Raw genomic sequence first — 20726 nt, 5'->3', positions numbered from 1 at the left:
ATTTAAGTACCCGCAATCAATGTATAAATTGGGGCATCATCTACTCCATTAAATCCACCAATCAGTTCCATTAACTCATCATCGATAAACCCTCCGAATGGTCGACTATTAATCTTCTGTGCAGTAGATAGCAAAATCATATTTTGCATGACATGTCCTGCCTCCATAAAAACGAAGCGATAAGAACGATGTCCATATTTAAATCGAGAACGCCAAAAATTAGCTGAAATGACTACAGCAAATGCAAAATCTTGAACGGATTCTTCTTGTAGCATTATTTTCTCAAATTCTTTTTCAGAGTAATCACCCATTTTAGTCAATCCTTTTCTATACGGATCGAAATGATAAACACCTTTGTCTAAAGAATCGACTTTGCTTGCTACAATAAATAGATCTAGAGGATAAAGTGCCCCGCCAGAGGGTATAGGGCGTCTAGGTCCTTCTTTACGTTCTACCAATCCATAACTCTTCTGTAAAACTGTTGAGAGTTGTTCTAATGAAACACTCCCCCCGCTAAAATAATCTGCACTTCTTCGTCCCTTAATGACATCGTCTAAAGAAATATTTGTATTTAATGGTTTAGGTAGTGAAATTAAAGGTAGATCATCAAACCTTTTACTTGCATGTGTAGCAATCTTTTGCAAAGTTTGAGATCGAAGCAGCCCTGCAACACCAGGTGCGTCCCATGCCATTGAGCCTCTATAGATTTTTGTTGCCTCAAACCAATTTTCAGAAGGATCATCAAACCGTAATGCTTCGTTTCCATACACAACATCAGCCAAATTAGTAGCATGTCTTTCAATACTATTCATATATTTAATCACCTTTCTACGATATTAAGGAAATGGATGCGGAATTGGATTCAGTTCTTCTAACTTAAAAGGTTTATCTACTAAACCTAAATGATAAGAATGTTTTAAAATTCGTTCTCCGCCCAACATTCTACCTCTATAAAGAACGTCAATCGGTTTATATCCAGGAATAATTGATTTTACGACATAGGCACCAGCATCTTTTATGTCAGGGCTGGTTAAATCAAAAGTTGCCACATGATATCCTTGGTTTGATAAATGACTGACAAGGTTAGTCCATAAAATGTCTGGAGAACGATCATCAAACGGTGCATAGTTTTTAACGTCCACTAATTTCTCACTCGCTGTTAAAAAATCAGCTTCTTTCACAATAGCTGTTCCCGCATATAGTTTAATATGATCTTCAAAACTGTTAATATCACGATAATAATCTACATCCACTAAGGCGTTCCCTAATCGTTGTTCTGTTTTCACCCAAGTTCTTGTATACATTCCCTCTATTGCAGCTTTCTCACATGCTCTTTCAATTGAATGAGCCGAGGCAGCGCCAATAGCAAATGGAGCTAAATCTGTATGAGGATTTCTTATTACTGCCAAAATAGTAGGAACACCAGAAAAAATGCTCATGTCTACTAAATGCAAATCAAGAGAAGTAGGTTTAATATATCTTTCATAGAAATGTTTTAATCTAGGGGAAGTATTAATATCAATCTTGGGTAAACTTAACTTATTGTACCAAGTAAGCATAAATGCATCTCTTTCAATTGTTTCAAATAAACCTGAGATTGCCGCTTCTTGATATGTAATACCACAAGCTAGGCCATTACTAGTTGCATGACCAATATTGGGGTCTCCTGGCCACTCAGTATAGTTTGCAATATGAATTAATTGAGCAGGCGTCCAAACTTCTTCATTATTTTCAGCAATATGACCTTTTCTCCACCATAATTTTGTATCTTCATTCCATCTATCATGAGGAAAATTCGGATCTTCATATTGAGTGACAGCATACATCTCCCACTTATCAAAACCAATTACTGATTTGCCTTCATTGACTAAGTCCTTTTGAGTACCAAAACATACAACATCAGAGTTTAAAGGTAAATAAGCGGCACTATATCTTTCCACCGTTTCACCTATTGCTGCTAATCTAGCTGCAGCTGGATTAGCAGATCCTCCCCCATTATAAGAATTCGATGGGACCCCGAATAAAATATTACTGTCTGTACCATGCGCTCCATATGAATGACCCCATATATCATCAACATCTCTGAGTTTTCTATACTCTCTACGGACTATCCCAACATAAGGATCTGCCAATTGGTCGAGTATTTCCCATGACTCTTCTAACGTTGTCCATTGATTAGCCATAATTAATTATTCACCTCACCATGAAACCAAACTTGAGGAAAACCTGTATCTGCAGCTGGGGAACACTTTGGGCATCTAGGAACTCGATAAACACGATGATGATTAAATGAAACACCTTTATCATCTAAATTAATTGTTGTAAATCCACCTGGTGTTGCACTTGGTGCGTAATCTTTTAGTGTGAGCCATTCTAAAATTAAATTACTTGCAATTCCGATTTGAACTAAATTAATCGGCATATGATAAACCGGTTTCTTTTCAGGATTTATAGGTTTTATTTTCATTAAGTCTGATCGCAATACTTCGTCAGAAAAGTTTGCTGATTTTCGAAGGTTATAGCAATGTAAACAAGCTGATTGATGGGGCAAGAAAAATGGACCTACCCACGATGTCTGTCCATCATATGGCACAATGCTTAACCAAGGGATGTGGTCTTCTAATGCCAGATCATTTATTTCTTCAAAAATCGGGTCTAAATGAGAGTTGCCAATAGCAACCCTGATATCTGGCTGCTTATTTAATTCTCCTTTAAGCACTACTTGTAGCCCCGCCTCTTGCAAATAACGAATGAATTCAGCAGCAACTGGGTTATGATCTCGCGTAATAACTTCAACAATCCCTGTTTTTAAACGATCTAGTATATCTTCAACCAATACTTGTCCACCGGCTCTTTCATAAGACAAAAGCGCAGTTAAATCAAAGGTCATATCCGTCTTAACACACATTCCGTTCGCAACTAAAAATTCGAGGACATGTTTTAATTGATCACTCTCTACTTCGAAATTCTCCTTAAGCTCTTTAATTGAAACCCCATTATCTTCCGTAAGATAATCAGAAATTTCTTGAATAAATTCAATAATTCCGTCACCTTCAATTTTGGTGATAGTTTGTGCTTTTAAACCAATCAAACTGTCTTCTAGTTTACCTAGCGTAATGTGTGGTGCTAATTTATACCTCGTCATTTCTTGGTCTTTGACAAACATATATTATTCCTCCTTAAGAGTAATTAATTTGTATTTTAGATAATTGTGCCCGATTTGGGGGGTGACCAATTATTTGTTCCAGCGTGTTCGTAAATGGCTGTAAATGTTTTGAAGAAGAAGCTTCTTGAAATTCGGCTAACCATTCTAATACGTCTAAAGGCATATTGTTCTGGGACAAAATTGATATGACCTCTTCTTTACTTTTACAATACAATTCAATTTTCATGTTTAAATCCTCTTCAAAAATATCCTTCAGCCTACTCATACTTACTAACTCTGGTCCTGTTAAATCATATGCCTTTCCAGCGCGATTCCTAACATCCTGTTTAGGGATCAAACATGCCTTTACAACATCTTTTGTATTGATCCAATTAACTCCCTCGGGAGAAAATGCAGTTATTAATTTACCAGTAGCACCTGCCCATCCTCTATAAAGTTCTATATTAATATCAAGCGGTGATGTCCTATAAAGTATGCTATTCTGATAGATTTTCAATAATTCACTTTCAAGAGAACCTAGTTCATCCTCGACAGTATGCCTTCTATTAGATAAAATAATCGTTTCCGTTTGAAAATCAGTATTATTTATAAAGTATTCTTTGTCATAACTAACAGCTCCACCCAAATCAATTATTTGAACAGGATAGGCTTCATACTCAACTTTCATCTTCTCTAAATAGGCTTTTATTGGTTCTCTAATCCCGACATAATGAATACTCATAAACAGCCCCCCTCTTTTCTCTTTCTTGACTCACCAATGGAATAAAAAGGTTGAAATCTAAGGTAATCAACTTATAAAAGAAATTTCATTCTTCTATTAGAGTTCTTTATAACTAGTAATCTCAATATTTTCACACATTTACTTAACTTAATATCTAAATATCCAAAATATTCAACCCAAATAAACGTCACCCTTCCAACAAAAAACAACATTGAGACCATATAAATCCTTTAAATACATAAAATTTTAAATATAGTATTATTTTCCATAGTCATATTAAACCACACTCTCCTGGTCTTATCAACGTACTTTTCAGAAAACATAAAACTTTCAAACTTATCCATTGACAAATAAAGACTTATGAACCATCATATGTAATATATCAACTACATATCTATGTTGATAAATTTTAAATAAGGAGGTCTAAAGATGACTAAAATTACAATCCCAACTGCTTTGGCTGCTAAGGTACATGGGGAAGGTCAACATTTATTCGAACCAATGGCTGCGCGCTGCACTTGCACAACAATCATCTCAAGTTCTTCAACTTTCTAATCAACTTTAGTTTTTTCGACATATCATTGAAAATATCGCTCGCCACCTAGCGAAGCAGACTTAGCTAGGTGTGTGGGCATCTTTTGTTTAAGCAAGAAATAGTGAATAAAACAAAATAAAAGGCTATTGAGATTTTCTCAATAGCCCCTGCTGTATTACATATCGATTACTTCCACACCACTTAAATTTGCCCCTTCTCCTTCTAAAATATGATAAGTCATTTTATCCATTGTCACTCCAATAAAATTTAATTTTTTAATCGTACATGATTTAAAATTCACATTTATTAATTTAGAATTCTCAAAAGAAATATTTTTAAAATAACAATTTTCAAATGAAACATTTATTAAAGATGATTCATCAATACTAACGTTGGGTAAATGACAGCCATATAAAGAGGAATTCTTTATCTCACAATGTTCAAAATGAGATTGATTCAAATCACTCTTTTCAAAGGTAGATGAGGAAATTTCAGAATCGCTAATATTCACTTTTTTTAGATAGCACCCATTAAACTCTGAATGACTCATCACTTTTTGTTCAATCGACAGCCCCTTAAAATCGCACAACTTATATTTAACATTTATAAATGTTAACCAATCTAAATCAGCATTAACAAATATTTTTTTCACATGCACTACGCGGTTATGATCATCAATTACTAATGTATGATTATCAGTGCTTATTTCGCCTGATTTCAGCTTTTCAATAAGCATATCCTGAACTTCTGCCTCTTTTAATCCATCATTTTCGAGTTTTATTTAATGTCGCCAAGCAGCTCTAATAATTCTTTTTTCTTTTCTTCATATGTTTTGTCTTTTTTATATGGCCGAAAAAAACTTTCAACATACAGTACTAACTCTTCACTTAACATTGCCTCACTCCCTTTTTTACAGCCGGCATACTTGAAATTTAGATAAATGATTAAAATCAACTTTTAACTGAAATTTTTAGAGCCTAGCCTCTGGCTCTTTTTATATATTTTTTGTAGCCAACCAACGAAAGAATAAACCCTAACAGTGTATAGCCTATAAGAACTACTGTTACTAAGATTAAATTCTCTCCCCCGGGTAGTGTTGATACTGATTGCACTAAGCCTTGATGTGCCCAATACTGCGGGAAGAGCATACCAATTATTTTGAGATAACTAGGTAATTGATCAAATGGAGTCCATAAACCACAAGCAACTGCTGTCCCTAAAGCAATCATGTTTGTCATTACTAAGCCTGTATTCTCAGTTTTAGCAAATGCGGCGATGGCAACTCCCCATGAAGTCACTTGCATTGATAATAGAACCACTACTAAGAAATACGAGCTGTATTGTGTTATTTCAATACCATATAAATAAACCCCTAAAATGGTTAACAGCAAAACTTGAAATAAAATGATGATAAAAAACGGAACGCACTTTCCAAGAAAAAAATGATGCGGCTGTAAAGGAGTACTTGCTAGCCTTGCCACAATCCCTTTCTCACGATCTTTTACAAAACTAATGACAATTGAAATAATGACAAATGTGGAGAAAAACACGCTCATCCCTGTCACTGATTGAGAAGCAACCAATGTTTTTTGCGCTTGAGAACTACCTGTTGTGAATAATTCTATTAAAAGAATAATTGAAGCAACTGGTAATAAAATGGTCCAGAACAACAATGATCGGTCTTTCACCTGTTTTATAGATTCGATGCGGACTAGTGGCCACATAAAAATCACTCCCGTTATATTAATTTGATTCCCTTTCATCTATCACTCTTAAATAATCACATTTTTTATTAATTTTACCATTTGCAGATGTGATGAATTATAATTAGCCAAAAAATTTCGACTAATTACTTATGATTTTAAATTTTACGGTACACACAAATTAATTCTGTTCTTTAGATTTTGATGCTCTTTCTACATCAGTCACTCTTATAAGTAATTGAATACGAGAGTGGTTTTCATTCATAAAGACATTTTTATTGTAATTGATCACGTAAATCTGTTCCTGTTAATTGAAAAAAAACATCTTCAAGTCTCGGTCTGTACAAAGATAATTGTTGGGGAACCAGCGATTCCTTTTTACTTAGTTTAGCCAATTCTTCTAATGTATCTAATGGTTTTGCTGTTTTAACCAACACTCCACCTTGATAGGTTACAAAATCATACCCGAGAGTAGTTAATGTTTTACTAGGAATCTTAGATTCAAAAAAGACAGATGTTTCTGCGTAACGATTCAAAAGCTCACCTATTTTTCCTTCTTCAACAATTTTCCCTTTATCAATGAAAGCCACATAATCACATAAACTCTCTATTTCCTCCATATAATGACTAACATAGATAATAGTTCTTCCCTCTTCCTTCAATTTGTTAATGATGTCGAAAATATAACGTCTTGATTGAGGATCTACCCCCACTGTCGGTTCATCTAAAAGAATTAACTGAGGAGCGTGCATTAAAGCGCAGCCAATATTCAAACGACGTTTCATTCCTCCTGAAAAGCTTTCAACTATATCATTTGCTCTTTCCCACAATCCTACATCTTTTAGTGTTTGTTCTACTCTTTCATCTAATGTTTTCCCCTTTAAACCATAAATTTGTCCAAAAAACTCCATATTTACTTTAGCTGTTAATTTTTCCTCTAAGCTGATGTCTTGCGGGATGTAGCCGAGCGCACTTTTAGACTCACCAACATGCTCAACTTTGCCTTCATATGATTTAATGATATGAGATATAATTTTCATCAAGGTTGATTTACCAGACCCGTTTGGACCTATTAATCCATAACAAACTCCTTCTGGAATCGTTAATGTAACACTATTTAATGCTTGGGAAGTTCCGTATTTTTTACTAACGTTTTCTATTTTCAACATTCGGCACCCTTTCCTTCCATCTCATTTATTTTTTAAAATGGCTTCAATAACACTCAAGTATTCTTTGTAGGCGTGCTCTCCCAAATTCGTTATACTTACTATTGTTTTTGGTTTTTTATCCACAAAGGTTTTTGTAATTAGCACGTAGCCTGCTTCCTCTAATTTTTTTAAATGCGAGCCCAAATTACCGTCTGTTACAGATAAAGAACTTTTTAAGAAGCTAAAATCACATTTTTCATAAATCATTAATAAACTCATAATACCTAACCGAACTTTTGGATGGATTAAATCATTTAAACTATTGACATTACTCATTTCCTTGTCCTTTTCTTTTTAAAATCACACCAGTTAATAACAAACTTCCTCCACCAATAAAAGCGAAGATAATGTTCATTAAACTAGGAAATAATAAAAATGTAGTTACACCTAAAACACTTAACCAGAACCCCATAATAAAGATCTCTTTAGCCAAAACAATACCTAAGAGTAAATACATGATAGAAACCAATAAAACAATATAAAAGGGTAAATTATTTAATGTATATGGTAATAAACCAACACATATTAAAAAAATAAAGATACCTAAAATAATTCCAAGACCAAGCCATGTGTATTGCAATTGAGTTCTTAAAAACAAGGGCATCGGTATCATTTTCTTTTGTTTAAAATATGTAGTTAAAGTGATAACCCAGCCCGCAATGCCTAAAATAAGCCAAAAGACACCTGTAGTTATTGAATTAGCAAAAAGTAAAGGGATTGAATATCCCATTATCCAAATAAGGCCCCAAATGATAAAATAAATACTTGTTTGTTTACAATACTCTGTTTTATAATTTGTAATCGTCTTGATATGAGATAAATTCTCTAATATTTCTGAATTATTAATTTTTTCATTAGACATAAATAAACTCCTCTTTCACAAAGAACTCTGTACTACAGAGTATAGAATTAAATTTCCATTTAGTCAAGTTATTGGAAATACATTTTTTATGAATTAAGATTAAAAATAAATAACCACCTCCTTCCTCAACGCAATCTCATAAATACCTTCTGCTTGTTGATTTTTTCTGGCATTCATCATCGGTTTCTTTCATTCATTCTTTTCGCATGTTCACTGATAAGTGCTGCCTCCCTGCTCCCTTTTATGATGCGGAATCCGTCATAATCCGGATAGAGCGAGTCATCGTCCTGAATGCTTGTTAAAATCCAAAATTGACTGCCAGCACCTCCGAGCCGCTCTACCGCTGACAGCCAGCTTTGATATACGTCGGGACGAGCTGATTGATTTTGGTAGCCAAACTCTTCTAGCACAACTGGTTTTCCGATTGAATTTCCGCGGGTGATATGGTCTTCGATCCATTTCACTCCCCAGACAGCAGACTTGTTCCAATGGTCTGGGTACAAATGATAGGTTCCATAATCGATATTAGGAAGAGATGTTAGACGGTCCCAATCGACGCCTTCCCCTCCTCCGTAAAACCAATCTTCATGTCCTGGTATACGAAAGAATCCTTCATCTCCTACTGCAACAAGATGGTGACGATCCAGTGATTTGATCCATGTACTCATTTCATCCGCCCATTTGACTAGTCCATTTCCTGTTGGATCTGACTGCATCCGCGGCTCGTTGGCTAATTCCCACGTCATAATAGCTGGATCGTCTTTATATTGAACACCTGTATACGTATTGGTTCTTTCTAATACATAGCGGACATAATTTTTGTAAGCTTTTTGAATACGAGGATCTGTATAAAAGGCATCATGCGATCCTGCCCCGAACCACTTCACATATTGATTCATACCACCAAAGTCATCCCAATTATTCACTAGTGGGATGACAAGCTTTATTCCTTCCTGGCCTGCTTTATAAATGGCATAATCTAGTTTTTGAAAACCCGATTCTTCATAGACCCCTGGACTAGATTGTAAGACTGAGTTTTCTTGAGGGGCCCCGTCGTGAAAGCCCCAAATCCGTATGACCTTTAAATTCATTGCTTTCATATCATCGAACACAGCATCTACCATTTTTTTAGATTTGTAATGGAAATAGTAATTATTTGTGCCGGCGAAGTAAAATGGTTGATTGTTCAGCGTAAATTGTGTACCAGACGTCTGCACATAAGCGGCGGCTTTAATCGTAAGCGAAAACCAGCCGGACCAAATAGCGGCCACAAGTATGAAGCAAGACACTCTTTGAGCCCACTTTTTCATTTATATTCTCCTCACAATCTATCTCTATCCTTCTTGAGGTAGGATCACATCTAGTTGGAGCGGTGTTTGTTCATTTGAATCAAGTTCTATCGTCTGCTGTTTCAACATTTTACTTTCTTTACCGATTCGAATCTCATATGTTCCGTGAAATGCTGGACATCTCACATGGCCATTATCATCTGTTTTTTCAACTCTTTGGGTCGTCCACTCATTTAGAAGCTTTTCATAACGTCTTCCTGCTTCATTTAAAGACCAATCATAATTCACGATGGCTGCATTTTCCCCTCTCCAATGGGCACCTGCCCAAAATCCCCACATCAGCACTCCTTTTACGGCTGGATGACTAAATGCGACGCGATATAAAGCTTCCAGGTTATCCGCTCTTCTATTAGGGTCAGGGTGAACAGAATCGTACTCTGTGACCCATATTGGAAGACCTAGCTCAGCAAGCACATCGAGTCTCTCTTTGACAATGACTGGGTCGACCCGTTCTTCAAAATGGCCTTGAACCCCAATCGCCTCAATAGGTGCGCCTAACTGACGCAGTTCATTGATATGCGCTTTATAGGCATGGTGTTCACCATATGAGATCACATTATAATCATTCACAAACAATAGTGCTTGAGGGTCAATTTTTTTCGTTTCTTCATACATCCACTTCCAAATATTTTTCCCAAAGCGATCTTTAAAAAATGAACCATGCATCATTTCATTGTTTACATCCCAATGACGGAATTTCCCCTTAAAGTGATTACCCGCATGCTCAAGCCGGTTTTTCATGGCTTCATATACTTCGTGATTCGGCAGTGACCTTAGCCAGCTTGGATTCGCATCCTCTACCTCCCAAAACAAAGCGTGCCCCCTCACTGGAAGCTGATGTCGATCTGCAAAATTCAGCATCGCATCTGCTTTTTCGTAGGTGATTCTCCCTCTTTGTGCTCATTCGCATACCATTTTGCCTCATTTTCAAAAACAGCCCAATTAAAATGCTTCACGAAAAAATCAGCATATTGTTGATTAAATAACACTTGATCATTCATCGCTGAACCAAAGGCGAATTCATGTCTGATTTGCTTTATTTCAACCTCTATACCTGCTATTGGCTTTTTTTCACCGTTTGTCACGTTGATCACAAGATCTCTTTGTCTATGCTCTGAGATTCGATCATCCGCCTCTTTTTTCCACATCAGACTGTCCTGTCCATTTTCGCCCCTATTGAATGAATGATGAAGAAAACTTCTTTCTTTGACCATATAAACTCACCCTTATCTTCATTGGATTCTTGATATTTTCTATTCAAACTGCCGGCTAGAAGCCGACAGCTTGAATTTGACCTTTGATCTCTTAGTTGATCAGACGATGATATTCAGCATAGGCAGTGGCCATATCCACTTGAGACCAGAAGCGGTGATAAGTGAAAACTGGTGCGCCATTCTCCCATTTGCCTGTAGCTTCATTAAATGAAGACTGATATTTACTTTCGAGTGAAGACCACGCTGGATCTTGTTTAATCTTCGGACGAAGGTCAGCAAAACTCGTATAGACCCCATTCCCTCCTCGCTGCGGGTCAGAAGGAACGGTGCTGGCTCCAGGAATCTGATTTCCTTGACCAAATGTCCCGTTCCATCCATTTGGAAAATACACTTCTTTTCTAAAGAAACGGTCATAGTCTTCTCTATCTTCCTCGGTCACTATGCCGACGCCATCATTGTAATTCCATGCAACCTCTAGAAGCTGCGCGGCTGCATCTTTCGCTCTTGCACCAAGCGCTGTATAATCACCTGTTTCCAGCTTTGTGGCTGCAGCAAAGAAAATCAAAGCTTTGGCAAGACTCCCTAATACGCCTGTATCCTGAGTTGGATCTTTTGTGACAGCTGTTAAATTTGGATTTCCTGTTGCAGACTGGAATCCATTCCAAGTATCAGGCTGTCCGCTCCAAGCAATATTTCCAGGTAGCCAAAACTCTCCAGGCGCACTTGTTGTAGCAACCGAAACATTTGTTCCTCCTAGAATTCTCTGTCCTTGCTCATCTAAGAAATAACCCTCTTCATCCGACACAGGACGGCTGCCGATAAAAATATAATCTAATGCATAGTTGACCCATTTTGTTATGGCAGATTTGGCCATTTGGACATTTTCAGATGTTTTGTCGCCATCTTTGACAAAAATATAATAAAGCTCTGCTACGCGCTCCATTGGCCACGCCTGCATTCCAAACCAGTTATTTGATGGTGGATCAAGGTAAACAGGCGCATCTTCATATGCCATATCGTAAAAAGTACTTCTTCCCGCCGGATAAGCGCTATAGTCTCCATTCCAGCTATTGGTTGCGCCTCCTGCTATGGCTCCTTCTTTCGATTGAAGCCATACGTAAAATTCAAGCTGTCTCTTTAAAGTTTTTTCCCAATCGCTTGCCCCGGTAGCAGAAGATGGCTTTAAGCCTCCTTTATCTGAGGATAAAGCATAAGCAGCGACAGGATTTTGATATCCCTGATGACAATGGCTCGCTCCAATACGCCATGACCAGTTTGCATACTCCCCAAGTCCTCCGCCCCAAGAGGTATACCAAGCCATTAAGTAATGACAGGCACCCTTTCCGTTTCCAGGATACGGATTCCCCTGCTTCCCGCTTCCAATCGTTTGAAAATATTTATCGTACATGCCGTAACGAAGGAAATCCCCCATTTTTTTCGCTTTATCAAGATAAGCTGACTGATTATAGCCGAGCTCCCTCGCCCAATACATCGCTTGTATCGCACGTGCATCAGCATCTGTTGCATTCGTATAACGCCACTGAGCAGCTGGAGCTTGATTTTCTTTTGTGAACAAGCTCATAAAGCCTTCATTCGGCTTACCAAAAGATTTATCGTCTTGTGATGGATGAGGGATGGACTCCCATACAGATTCCTGTGGACCACGCTGGAATGTGTTCACATATGCGGCTGTATGTGATGGGTTGAGCAAGTTCCCATAGCCATACCAGTTATCTACGTCAAGGAGCCAGTGCATTAAATACGTTTCATTCGATCCATAGGTTGATTTTAATTCACCATCAATTGGATCTTGACCAGCAGGACGGGCACCGGTTAATTGGCTTGGGTATTGATCCGGAAATGGTTTCTCTGCTGCATATGTGGCTGGACTGGACGGATTATAAGCATTCATATGCGGCTGCTCATCATGCCCATCTTCATTGACTGGGATGATGTACTTCTCCATATTGTCCCAAGCTGCCTCTAATTTGCTCCAATCCCCTGTGTAATGTCCGTACAGCACCTCAAGCCATAGCCAATAGCTATACGCTTCCGAAGTTGTCATATGTCCGTAATCAGGCGCTTCACAAATGAGCGTCTCGATTGAATGGTACGGAATTCCTTCTGGTGAAAAATATCCATTCGCATCGCTTTTGATTTGATGATAAAGCGTTAAAAACCGTTCTTTATTTGACAAGTCCTTCACCCTTTCAATAAAATCGTTGATTTTTATTTGTCTGGAAGTGTGCCAAATACTAAAGCACCATCGTCAAAAACAGGAATCTTCGTTGTTTTTTGCATAGTGGATGTTAATCCTTGATAGGAATAATCATTTGAGGCATCCCATATATTCGATCCATTTGGAGCAGATATTCGAAATTGTATTTCCTTCTTATGCTCAGATTCTCCTCTAGGAGAAATAGCTACGCCGGTAAAATCAATTTCTGCAAAATAGACGCGAGCTGATGCGTCATATACCTTTAAAGGCGATAAGGAAGCGCCTTCATTGTAGGCTGCTGTCACCTGAATATCCTTTTCAGTCAATCCCTTTGCAAAGACCTCGCTCAGATTAACGTAATATCTGAAGGAGAGTGTTTGACTGGTTCTTGCCGGCCAGCCGGACCTGTTGTACAGCACTGCTTTCACTTGAGTAGATGTTGTATCGTTATGCATCACAGCTGCCTCTACAAAGAACTCATCCTCCACCTGTTCTTTAGGCGGGAAATTTGGCAGCTTTGATTGGCCTTGACCAAAGAGCTGCACCATTTTGGCGATATTTCCAGTAAAGGCGGCATTATAATCAGTCGCCACTTCGTTAGATATATAATCAGAGATGTCATCGTCATATTGATCCTGTGCATTAGGACCTCCAACAAGCGCTCCATAAAGTGTGTGCCGGTGATTTGGAGGGTTTGTCAGCTGGTTAGACCATGAGCCATGTGCAGTACGATGGTGCGGGTGCTTCGGCGAATTCTGGCCAAACCCAACGACGTAGCTTCTATTCAGCGGATTATCACCTAACATATAGTGAGTTTGCTTGATTGCAAACGATTGGTATCGATTCTTCTTTTCTTGATCAGATACCCAATCAGCATAAACAAAGGCTAAAAATGCTGCATTGGCGGCATAACGAAGTGAACCCCATTGATCTAGCCATGCCAAACCACCAGGCGTATAGGTGATTCTTTCTACTTTTCCATTTTGAACGAGACCTGTGGTCCAGTAATCAAGATTGCGCTCAGTGGATTCTATAAATCTGTTCTCTTTCGTGATTCTTGCAAGTAAGATTTGTGAAGCAAAAAAAGTATTGTCCCATGACATGGTAAACGTATAATCCCAATCCTCCGGCCATTCCTCTACCGCTTTTAATGCTTGGTTTAAATAAGTTTCTTCATTTGTCGCCAAGTACAGCCAGATTCCGCCCCAAATCAGTTCGTCAACATAGCCGCTCCAGGAGTTGTAAAATGGCTGCGCATTGGTGACACAATCTGAATATTTGCCGCGATACTTGTCAGCAAATGCATATAGCTGTTTAGCGTGCGTCAAAAGCTTTGCCGCATAAGACGCATCTGTTTCTTTAAAAATGATAGAACCTGCTGCTAAAGCCGCCGCAGTTTGTGCAGCTACTTCTGTTCCAGGACAATGTTCATCAATTTTAAAAGCTGGCCGGTTCATCGGCATCACTTCTGCTGGTCCCCACCAAGCATGATCAGCATTTCCATCACCTACTTGCGCCCAAAATTCATTCGGGCCCGTATGTGCTTTCAAGAAATAATCCGTTGCCCACTTGATTTGATCTAATATCTCATCAAGCAGCTCCGCCTCTTCATAAGCATCCCGGTATTCATATACTGTCCATGCAAGCACGGCTGCTGAATAAGCCATCGGAAGTCCAAATTTCACATGATCTCCTGCATCATACCAGCCGCCGGTTAAGTCATGCCCAACATCCTTGCCGTCCTCTAGTCCAGAATCTCCCCGCCAGTTAAGACGATTGTTTTCCGGAAGCCGGCCTGACCGTTGCGCTTCATAAAAAAGCATGGATTTTTGTAAAACCTCTACATAGTTGTAAGATGCCATTTCTCTATTGCTCACCCCTTCTTTTTAGTGAAACATTGATCAATAGACGCACCGCCTCCTTTTGATACTTCGTTTCGTGATCTGTACAGTTTTGAAAAGAATCAAATATGTTTCAAAAATAAGCATAGTAAACAGCAATCAGCTTTACGCTCATCGAAGTTTTCTCTTGATTCTCCTTCTGACTGTACCCAGAATGATCATATGTCGCTTAAGAACATTTCAGACGGCGAAATTCTCTTTTGAGCTCTATTTGGGTAGAAAGAATGACATACAATCTCTTCTCTTAAAACATCACGCTAAATCAAGATATATGAATGGATATGAAAATAATTCCAGTTGGTGAAAAATCTTTATTAGTTAACATAATAATATTATTGTATATATAGAAAAGAACGCCCTTTTAAGGGCGCTCTTATTCATCACATTAGAATAAAGAAAGCTGATTTTGATCAGGAAGTGCTTCTAAACAGCCTTGACGATCTAAATACTCAAGAATAGTCTTTGAGACTTTTCCACGCTTTTGTAAATCTTCTTTTGAAAGGAATTCCCCATCTTGCCGCGCGCGGACAATATTTAACGCAACGTTTGTTCCGAGTCCAGGGATCGAGTTGAATGGTGGAATTAGTCCGTCTCCATCAATGATAAACTCTGTTGCACTTGAGCGATAGAGGTCAACTTTTTTGAAATGGTAGCCTCTTTCGCACATTTCAAGGGCAAGCTCTAGTACAGTTAATAGGTTCTTTTCTTTCGGTGATGCATCTAAACCTTTTGAATTAATATCATCCATAACGGCTCGGATTGCATTCGATCCTTTTGTCATCGTTTCAATATCAAAGTCATCCGCACGAACGGTAAAGTAAGCCGCATAGTACAGGAGTGCATGATGCACCTTGAAATAAGCAATACGAACAGCCATCAATACATATGCAGCCGCGTGGGCTTTAGGGAACATGTATTTGATTTTTTTACAAGAATCAATATACCAGTTTGGTACATTATTATTCTTCATTTCTTCTTCCCATTCAGGAGGAAGTCCCTTTCCTTTACGAACAGATTCCATGATTTTAAAGGCAAGTGACGGCTCTAAGCCTTGGTAGATGAGATAGACCATAATATCATCACGACACCCAATGACTTCACTTAGTTCACACGTTTTATTGTGAATGAGCTCTTGTGCGTTTCCGAGCCATACATCCGTACCGTGTGAGAGTCCAGAAATCTGAACAAGCTCTGAGAAGGTCGTTGGTTTTGTATCCTCTAGCATTTGCCGAACAAATCTTGTTCCAAATTCCGGGATACCGAGTGTACCTGTTTTACAGCCTATTTGCTCTTCTGTTACACCTAGCGGCTCTGTCCCTTGGAAAATCTTCATGACTTCAGGGTCATCTGTTGGAATCGTTTTTGGATCGATTCCGCTTAAATCTTGAAGCATACGAATGACCGTTGGATCATCGTGCCCAAGAATATCCAGCTTGAGCAAGTTATCGTGAATCGAATGGAAATCAAAATGTGTCGTCTTCCAATCAGAACCTGTCGCATCTGCTGGGTATTGAATAGGTGAGAAATCGTAAATGTCCATATAATCCGGCACAACGATAATCCCGCCTGGATGCTGGCCCGTTGTCCGTTTTACCCCTGTACAGCCTTGTACAAGCCGGTCGATTTCAGCACCTCTCATATGAAGGTTATGATCCCCTGCATAGCCTTTCACGTAACCGTATGCTGTTTTTTCTGCAACGGTACCAATCGTCCCTGCTCGGTATACATACTCTTCTCCGAACAACTCTTTCGTATAGTTATGCGCTATCGGCTGATATTCACCTGAGAAGTTCAAGTCAATATCAGGGACTTTGTCTCCTTTAAAACCTAAGAACGTTTCAAACGGAATATCATGTCCGTCTTTTTTATACGGCGTTCCACATTCAGGACAGTCTTTATCTGGAAGGTCAAAGCCTGAACCAACAGATCCGTCATTAAAGAACTCAGAGTGCTTACAGCTTGGGCATACATAATGAGGTGCAAGTGGATTTACTTCAGTAATCTCTGTTAATGTCGCAACAAGAGATGATCCGACAGATCCCCTTGAACCAACAAGATATCCATCATCAAGTGATTTTTTTACGAGCTTATGAGAGATTAAGTAAATAACGGCGAAACCATGACCGATAATACTTTTTAATTCTTTCTCAATGCGGTCTTCTACGATTTTCGGCAGGTCATCTCCGTAGATACTGCGCGCCATTTGATAGCTCATTTCCCGTATTTCTTCATCTGCACCTTCAATTTTTGGTGTGTAAAGATCATCTTTGATAGGTTTAATGCTTTCGACCATCTCAGATACTTTTTGCGTATTTGTTACGACGATCTCTTTCGCTTTTTCGTCTCCTAGGAAGGAGAACGCTTCAAGCATTTCATCTGTCGTTCTAAAATGAACTTTTGGCAGTTCATGTCGGTTCAGCGGATTCGCTCCACCTTGTGATGAAATTAAGATTTTACGATAAATTTTGTCTTCTGGATGCAGGTAATGTACATTCCCAGTCGCCACAACTGGTTTATTCAGCTTTTCGCCAAGTTTGACAATGTTTGTGATGATTTCTTTTAACGCACGTTCATCTCGAACTAGCTCAAGCTGCAGCAGGTGCTGATACACTTCTGGCGGATGTACCTCTAAATAGTCATAAAATGCTGCAATGTCTTCCACCTCATCAGGTGACTTTTGCATCATTCCTTCAAATACCTCACCCTTATCACAAGCAGACCCAACAATTAAACCTTCTCGATATTTCTCAAGCTGGGAGCGTGGAATACGCGGGACACGGTAGAAATAATGAATATGAGAAAGTGAAACAAGCTTAAATAAATTCTTAAGACCTGTCTCATTTTGAGCAATCAAAGTTGCATGGTAAGGACGTGAGCGCTGGTAAGCATTCGACTGCCCCATGTTTTCATTCAATTGATCGTGATAGGCAATCTCTTTTTCAGCCGCATCTTTTAGCATCTTCAGCATGAGATAGCCTGTCGCCTCTGCATCATAAATCGCCCGGTGATGCTGCGTTAGTTCAATATCAAACTTTTTACAGAGGGTGTTCAGCCGGTGATTTTTAAATTCTGGGTATAGGAAACGGCCAAGTTCAAGTGTATCAATGACAGGGTTTGACGCTTTATCTGTTTTTAAGAGGCGTTTATACGCTGCATTTAAAAAGCCCATATCAAAGCTCGCATTGTGCGCAACAAGAATATCTTGTCCAATCCATTCTTTGAAATCCCGTACGACGTCGACGACATCTGGTGCATCTCTCACCATATCATCGGTGATACCTGTTAATTCGATGGTTGTCGCTGATAACGGGTGATGGGGATTTGCAAACGCCTCAAAGCGGTCAATGATTTCCCCGCCTTTGATTTTCACTGCTGCCAGCTCAATGATCGTGTCATAAACGGCTGAAAGTCCAGTTGTCTCTACGTCAAATACGACATATGTCGCATCCTCTAACAAGCGGTGCTCTGGGTTATACGCAATCGGTACCCCGTCGTCCACTAAATTGATTTCCACACCGTACATCATTTTGATGTCATGCTTTTTACTTGCTGCATACGCATCCGGGAAGGATTGTACAACGGCATGATCTGTCAGAGCAATGGCTTCATGTCCCCATTTTTTTGCTTGTTCAACAAGCCTGCCGATGCCAGTGACAGCATCCATTTGGCTCATAGGTGAATGTAAATGAAGCTCCACACGCTTTTCACCCTCAGGTGCTGTATCTTCTTTCAGCTGCGGTTTCATTTCATTGACATCATTAGCGATCATGACAAGATCTCTGACAAACGTATCATTTTGAATGCTTCCTCTTGCTTTCACCCACATGCCTTTTTTCAATGATTTCATCAGCTGAGCATCTTCTTTTTCTCTTGCAAACATTTTGATCAATATACTATTTGTATAATCAGTGATCTTAAAGATACAAAGCGTTCTCCCGCTTTTCAGCTCACGCGTTTCTGCATCGAATACGTAGCCTTGAACGGTGATTCTTCTTTCCTCGTCCATGATACTGTCAAGCGTACGAATTTCTTCATTGTCTTTGATTTGATAGCCAATCATCAGAGGGCCCGATGGAGCTTCATCCTGCTCCTCACTTTCTTTCTTCTCCATCTCAGTGAGGGCTTGCATGGCTCTTTCTTGATCTTCAGCAAGCTTTTGTTCTCTGAACTTCTGAATCTCTTGATCTGATACAAAAATTTCTGTATCGAATTGCAGCTCTGGAAAACCTACTTGTTTAAATGCGGCCTGGAGCATCGGGCTGTACTTCTTCTTAATAGCGAGTGCCTCTGTTTCGCTTTTCGTTTTAATGATGATTTTATGGCCAGACAGCGACGGTTTTTGCTGCTGAAGCAAACTGATGATTGGGGGAGAAATTCCTTGAAGTTCTTCCACACAATGTGACCAGTACGATTGTACGAGATCTTCAGAGATGTGCGGATCACTCACTTCAATCGTACAAGTAATTTGTGCAATATGAGAAAATGCATTTGTCAGTCTGCTGAGAAACATGGCGTATACTTTGTAAGGCAAAAGAGCCTTAAATTTAAAAAGGAAATGCCATGTTTTCGTCGCTTTGTGCACCGTCAATTTGACGATTTCCCCTTCTTCAAAGTAACGACTGAGGTCATCATCTGTCATTTGAATCTGATTGAGTAATATATGAAATTGCCGCCGTGTGATCGGTAATTGTTCATCCAAGACAGGACCCTCCTTTTTTCAATCAGAAAGGTACCTCTTTTCTACAGGAGGTACCTTCATTTTTTTGTTCGTTTTATGCTTGGCGTATAAATGAAATCAGATCATCAACAGATACTTCATGTGATTCACCTGATTTTCTAAACTTCACTTCAACAATACCTTCTTCTGAACGTTTACCGCAGCTAATGCGAATTGGCAGTCCAATTAAATCACTGTCTGCAAATTTCACTCCTGCACGCTCCTGGCGGTCATCGAAAAGTACGTCAAAGCCTTCATCTTCTAAGCGCTCGTACAACGTTTCAGCCAATTCTTTTTGCGCATCGTTTTTCATATTTAATGCAAGGAGGTGAAGGTCATATGGTGCCACTGTTTCCGGCCAAATGATTCCTTTCTCATCATGATGCTGTTCAACAATCGCTGAAAGAGTTCTAGAGATGCCGATGCCATAGCAGCCCATAATCATTGGCTGCGCCCGTCCATTCTCATCAAGGTACGTTGCATCCATTGATTCAGAATAACGAGTGCCGAGTTTAAAGACTTGTCCTACTTCAATCCCTTTTGCAAACTGGATGGTGCCTTCCCCGTCTGGAGAAACATCTCCTTCTTGAATCAAGCGAAGATCTGTGAATTCTTTCACTGACACATCACGTGCAGGGTTGACATTGACATAGTGATAATCCGTTTCGTTTGCACCAGCGACTGCATTTGTCATTCCCTTCACAGCAAGGTCCGCATAAATATCGACTTCTGCTTCCAGTTTAACAGGTCCAACAAATCCAGGCTCAGTTCCAATGACTTCTAGCACTTCTTCGCGTGATGCTAGTTCGACAAGCTGTGCTCCTACTAAGTTTTTCACTTTCACATCATTTACTTCATGATCGCCTCTAGTAAGGATGAGAACATACGCATCGTCTGCTTTAAACAAAACAGATTTCATGCATGCAGAAGGATCAACTTCTAAAAATCCAGCCACATCTTGGATTGTTTTCGCTTGCGGCGTGTGGACTTTTTCAAGCTCTTTGAAGTCCGCAGGATTTGCTTCTTCTCCGTGATATACAGCCTCAGCCATTTCAATGTTTGCAGCATATGAGGAAGTATCAGAATAAGCGATGGTATCCTCTCCGACCTCTGAGACTGCCAAGCACAACAC

General features: G+C 39.2%; 17 protein-coding genes. 1 reads left to right on the top strand and 16 read right to left on the bottom strand.

The window, feature by feature from the left end:
* Positions 1–2: 2 nt before the first annotated feature.
* Genes AOQ70_RS03095 through AOQ70_RS03080 form a run of 4 tightly spaced genes read right to left on the bottom strand, consistent with a single transcriptional unit; the run spans position 3 to position 3887 of the window.
* Complete coding sequence (locus AOQ70_RS03095; RefSeq protein WP_039178635.1) at positions 3–812, bottom strand: SagB/ThcOx family dehydrogenase; 810 nt, start codon at positions 810–812, stop codon at positions 3–5.
* 24 nt (positions 813–836) lie between these two features.
* Positions 837–2183 carry a YcaO-like family protein gene (locus AOQ70_RS03090; RefSeq protein ID WP_039178632.1) on the bottom strand — a complete coding sequence of 449 codons (1347 nt, stop codon included), beginning with the start codon at positions 2181–2183 and terminating at the stop codon, positions 837–839.
* A gap of 2 nt (positions 2184–2185) precedes the next feature.
* Positions 2186–3166, bottom strand: coding sequence for a TOMM precursor leader peptide-binding protein (locus AOQ70_RS03085; protein WP_059374837.1), 981 nt, complete (start codon positions 3164–3166; stop codon positions 2186–2188).
* Positions 3167–3179: 13 nt separating this feature from the next.
* Positions 3180–3887, bottom strand: coding sequence for a hypothetical protein (locus tag AOQ70_RS03080; protein ID WP_059374836.1), 708 nt, complete (start codon positions 3885–3887; stop codon positions 3180–3182).
* 429 nt (positions 3888–4316) lie between these two features.
* Between AOQ70_RS03080 and AOQ70_RS19075 the strand changes: the two genes are divergently transcribed.
* Positions 4317–4442, top strand: a complete 126-nt coding sequence (locus AOQ70_RS19075; protein ID WP_080701195.1) for a plantazolicin family TOMM peptide — start codon at positions 4317–4319, stop codon at positions 4440–4442.
* Between the two features lie 155 nt (positions 4443–4597).
* On the opposite strand, the gene AOQ70_RS03075 is transcribed toward AOQ70_RS19075, so the two are convergent.
* From AOQ70_RS03075 to proS, 12 genes are all read right to left on the bottom strand, one after another.
* Entirely contained in the window at positions 4598–5158 is a 561-nt protein-coding gene (locus AOQ70_RS03075) for a pentapeptide repeat-containing protein (RefSeq protein WP_059374834.1), read from the bottom strand.
* 241 nt (positions 5159–5399) lie between these two features.
* Positions 5400–6185, bottom strand: coding sequence for an ABC transporter permease (locus AOQ70_RS03070; RefSeq protein WP_231730819.1), 786 nt, complete (start codon positions 6183–6185; stop codon positions 5400–5402).
* A gap of 215 nt (positions 6186–6400) precedes the next feature.
* Positions 6401–7294, bottom strand: coding sequence for an ABC transporter ATP-binding protein (locus AOQ70_RS03065; RefSeq protein WP_059374832.1), 894 nt, complete (start codon positions 7292–7294; stop codon positions 6401–6403).
* Between the two features lie 21 nt (positions 7295–7315).
* Positions 7316–7609, bottom strand: a complete 294-nt coding sequence (locus AOQ70_RS03060) for a winged helix-turn-helix domain-containing protein (protein WP_039178612.1) — start codon at positions 7607–7609, stop codon at positions 7316–7318.
* Positions 7602–8195, bottom strand: a complete 594-nt coding sequence (locus AOQ70_RS03055) for a hypothetical protein (protein WP_059374830.1) — start codon at positions 8193–8195, stop codon at positions 7602–7604. Before AOQ70_RS03055 ends, AOQ70_RS03060 begins: the two co-directional genes overlap by 8 nt.
* A gap of 176 nt (positions 8196–8371) precedes the next feature.
* Positions 8372–9505: a glycoside hydrolase 5 family protein gene (locus tag AOQ70_RS03050; RefSeq protein WP_059374828.1), complete on the bottom strand. Its 1134-nt coding sequence runs from the start codon at positions 9503–9505 to the stop codon at positions 8372–8374.
* Positions 9506–9529: 24 nt separating this feature from the next.
* Positions 9530–10405 carry an endo-1,4-beta-xylanase gene (locus AOQ70_RS03045; RefSeq protein ID WP_231730818.1) on the bottom strand — a complete coding sequence of 292 codons (876 nt, stop codon included), beginning with the start codon at positions 10403–10405 and terminating at the stop codon, positions 9530–9532.
* Positions 10399–10758: an endo-1,4-beta-xylanase gene (locus AOQ70_RS19875; RefSeq protein ID WP_231730817.1), complete on the bottom strand. Its 360-nt coding sequence runs from the start codon at positions 10756–10758 to the stop codon at positions 10399–10401. The genes AOQ70_RS03045 and AOQ70_RS19875 overlap by 7 nt, the downstream gene beginning before the upstream one ends.
* 91 nt (positions 10759–10849) lie before the next feature.
* On the bottom strand, positions 10850–12955 hold the full coding sequence (locus AOQ70_RS03040) for a glycoside hydrolase family 48 protein (RefSeq protein WP_059374826.1): 2106 nt from the start codon (positions 12953–12955) through the stop codon (positions 10850–10852).
* A 32-nt stretch (positions 12956–12987) separates the two neighbouring features.
* Positions 12988–14838: a glycoside hydrolase family 9 protein gene (locus AOQ70_RS03035; protein WP_059374825.1), complete on the bottom strand. Its 1851-nt coding sequence runs from the start codon at positions 14836–14838 to the stop codon at positions 12988–12990.
* Between the two features lie 424 nt (positions 14839–15262).
* Entirely contained in the window at positions 15263–19576 is a 4314-nt protein-coding gene (locus AOQ70_RS03030; protein ID WP_058837694.1) for a PolC-type DNA polymerase III, read from the bottom strand.
* 73 nt (positions 19577–19649) lie between these two features.
* Positions 19650–20726: proline--tRNA ligase (gene proS / locus AOQ70_RS03025; protein WP_156417732.1), on the bottom strand; the 1077-nt coding region annotated here is incomplete at its 5' end.

Source organism: Bacillus sp. AM 13(2015) (assembly GCF_001518755.1).
Lineage (GTDB): Bacteria > Bacillota > Bacilli > Bacillales > Bacillaceae > Bacillus > Bacillus safensis.
The sequence above is the reverse complement of the archived record's forward strand: the minus strand, read 5'-3'. Positions and strand labels throughout refer to the sequence as shown.

Coding starts and splice junctions, on each gene's coding strand:
- AOQ70_RS03095 (WP_039178635.1), bottom strand. CDS start 812: ATGAATAGTATTGAAAGACATGCTACTAATTTGGCTGATGTTGTGTAT.
- AOQ70_RS03090 (WP_039178632.1), bottom strand. CDS start 2,183: ATGGCTAATCAATGGACAACGTTAGAAGAGTCATGGGAAATACTCGAC.
- AOQ70_RS03085 (WP_059374837.1), bottom strand. CDS start 3,166: ATGTTTGTCAAAGACCAAGAAATGACGAGGTATAAATTAGCACCACAC.
- AOQ70_RS03080 (WP_059374836.1), bottom strand. CDS start 3,887: ATGAGTATTCATTATGTCGGGATTAGAGAACCAATAAAAGCCTATTTA.
- AOQ70_RS19075 (WP_080701195.1), top strand. CDS start 4,317: ATGACTAAAATTACAATCCCAACTGCTTTGGCTGCTAAGGTACATGGG.
- AOQ70_RS03075 (WP_059374834.1), bottom strand. CDS start 5,158: ATGCTTATTGAAAAGCTGAAATCAGGCGAAATAAGCACTGATAATCAT.
- AOQ70_RS03070 (WP_231730819.1), bottom strand. CDS start 6,185: ATGAAAGGGAATCAAATTAATATAACGGGAGTGATTTTTATGTGGCCA.
- AOQ70_RS03065 (WP_059374832.1), bottom strand. CDS start 7,294: ATGTTGAAAATAGAAAACGTTAGTAAAAAATACGGAACTTCCCAAGCA.
- AOQ70_RS03060 (WP_039178612.1), bottom strand. CDS start 7,609: ATGAGTAATGTCAATAGTTTAAATGATTTAATCCATCCAAAAGTTCGG.
- AOQ70_RS03055 (WP_059374830.1), bottom strand. CDS start 8,195: ATGTCTAATGAAAAAATTAATAATTCAGAAATATTAGAGAATTTATCT.
- AOQ70_RS03050 (WP_059374828.1), bottom strand. CDS start 9,505: ATGAAAAAGTGGGCTCAAAGAGTGTCTTGCTTCATACTTGTGGCCGCT.
- AOQ70_RS03045 (WP_231730818.1), bottom strand. CDS start 10,405: ATGCTGAATTTTGCAGATCGACATCAGCTTCCAGTGAGGGGGCACGCT.
- AOQ70_RS19875 (WP_231730817.1), bottom strand. CDS start 10,758: ATGGTCAAAGAAAGAAGTTTTCTTCATCATTCATTCAATAGGGGCGAA.
- AOQ70_RS03035 (WP_059374825.1), bottom strand. CDS start 14,838: ATGGCATCTTACAACTATGTAGAGGTTTTACAAAAATCCATGCTTTTT.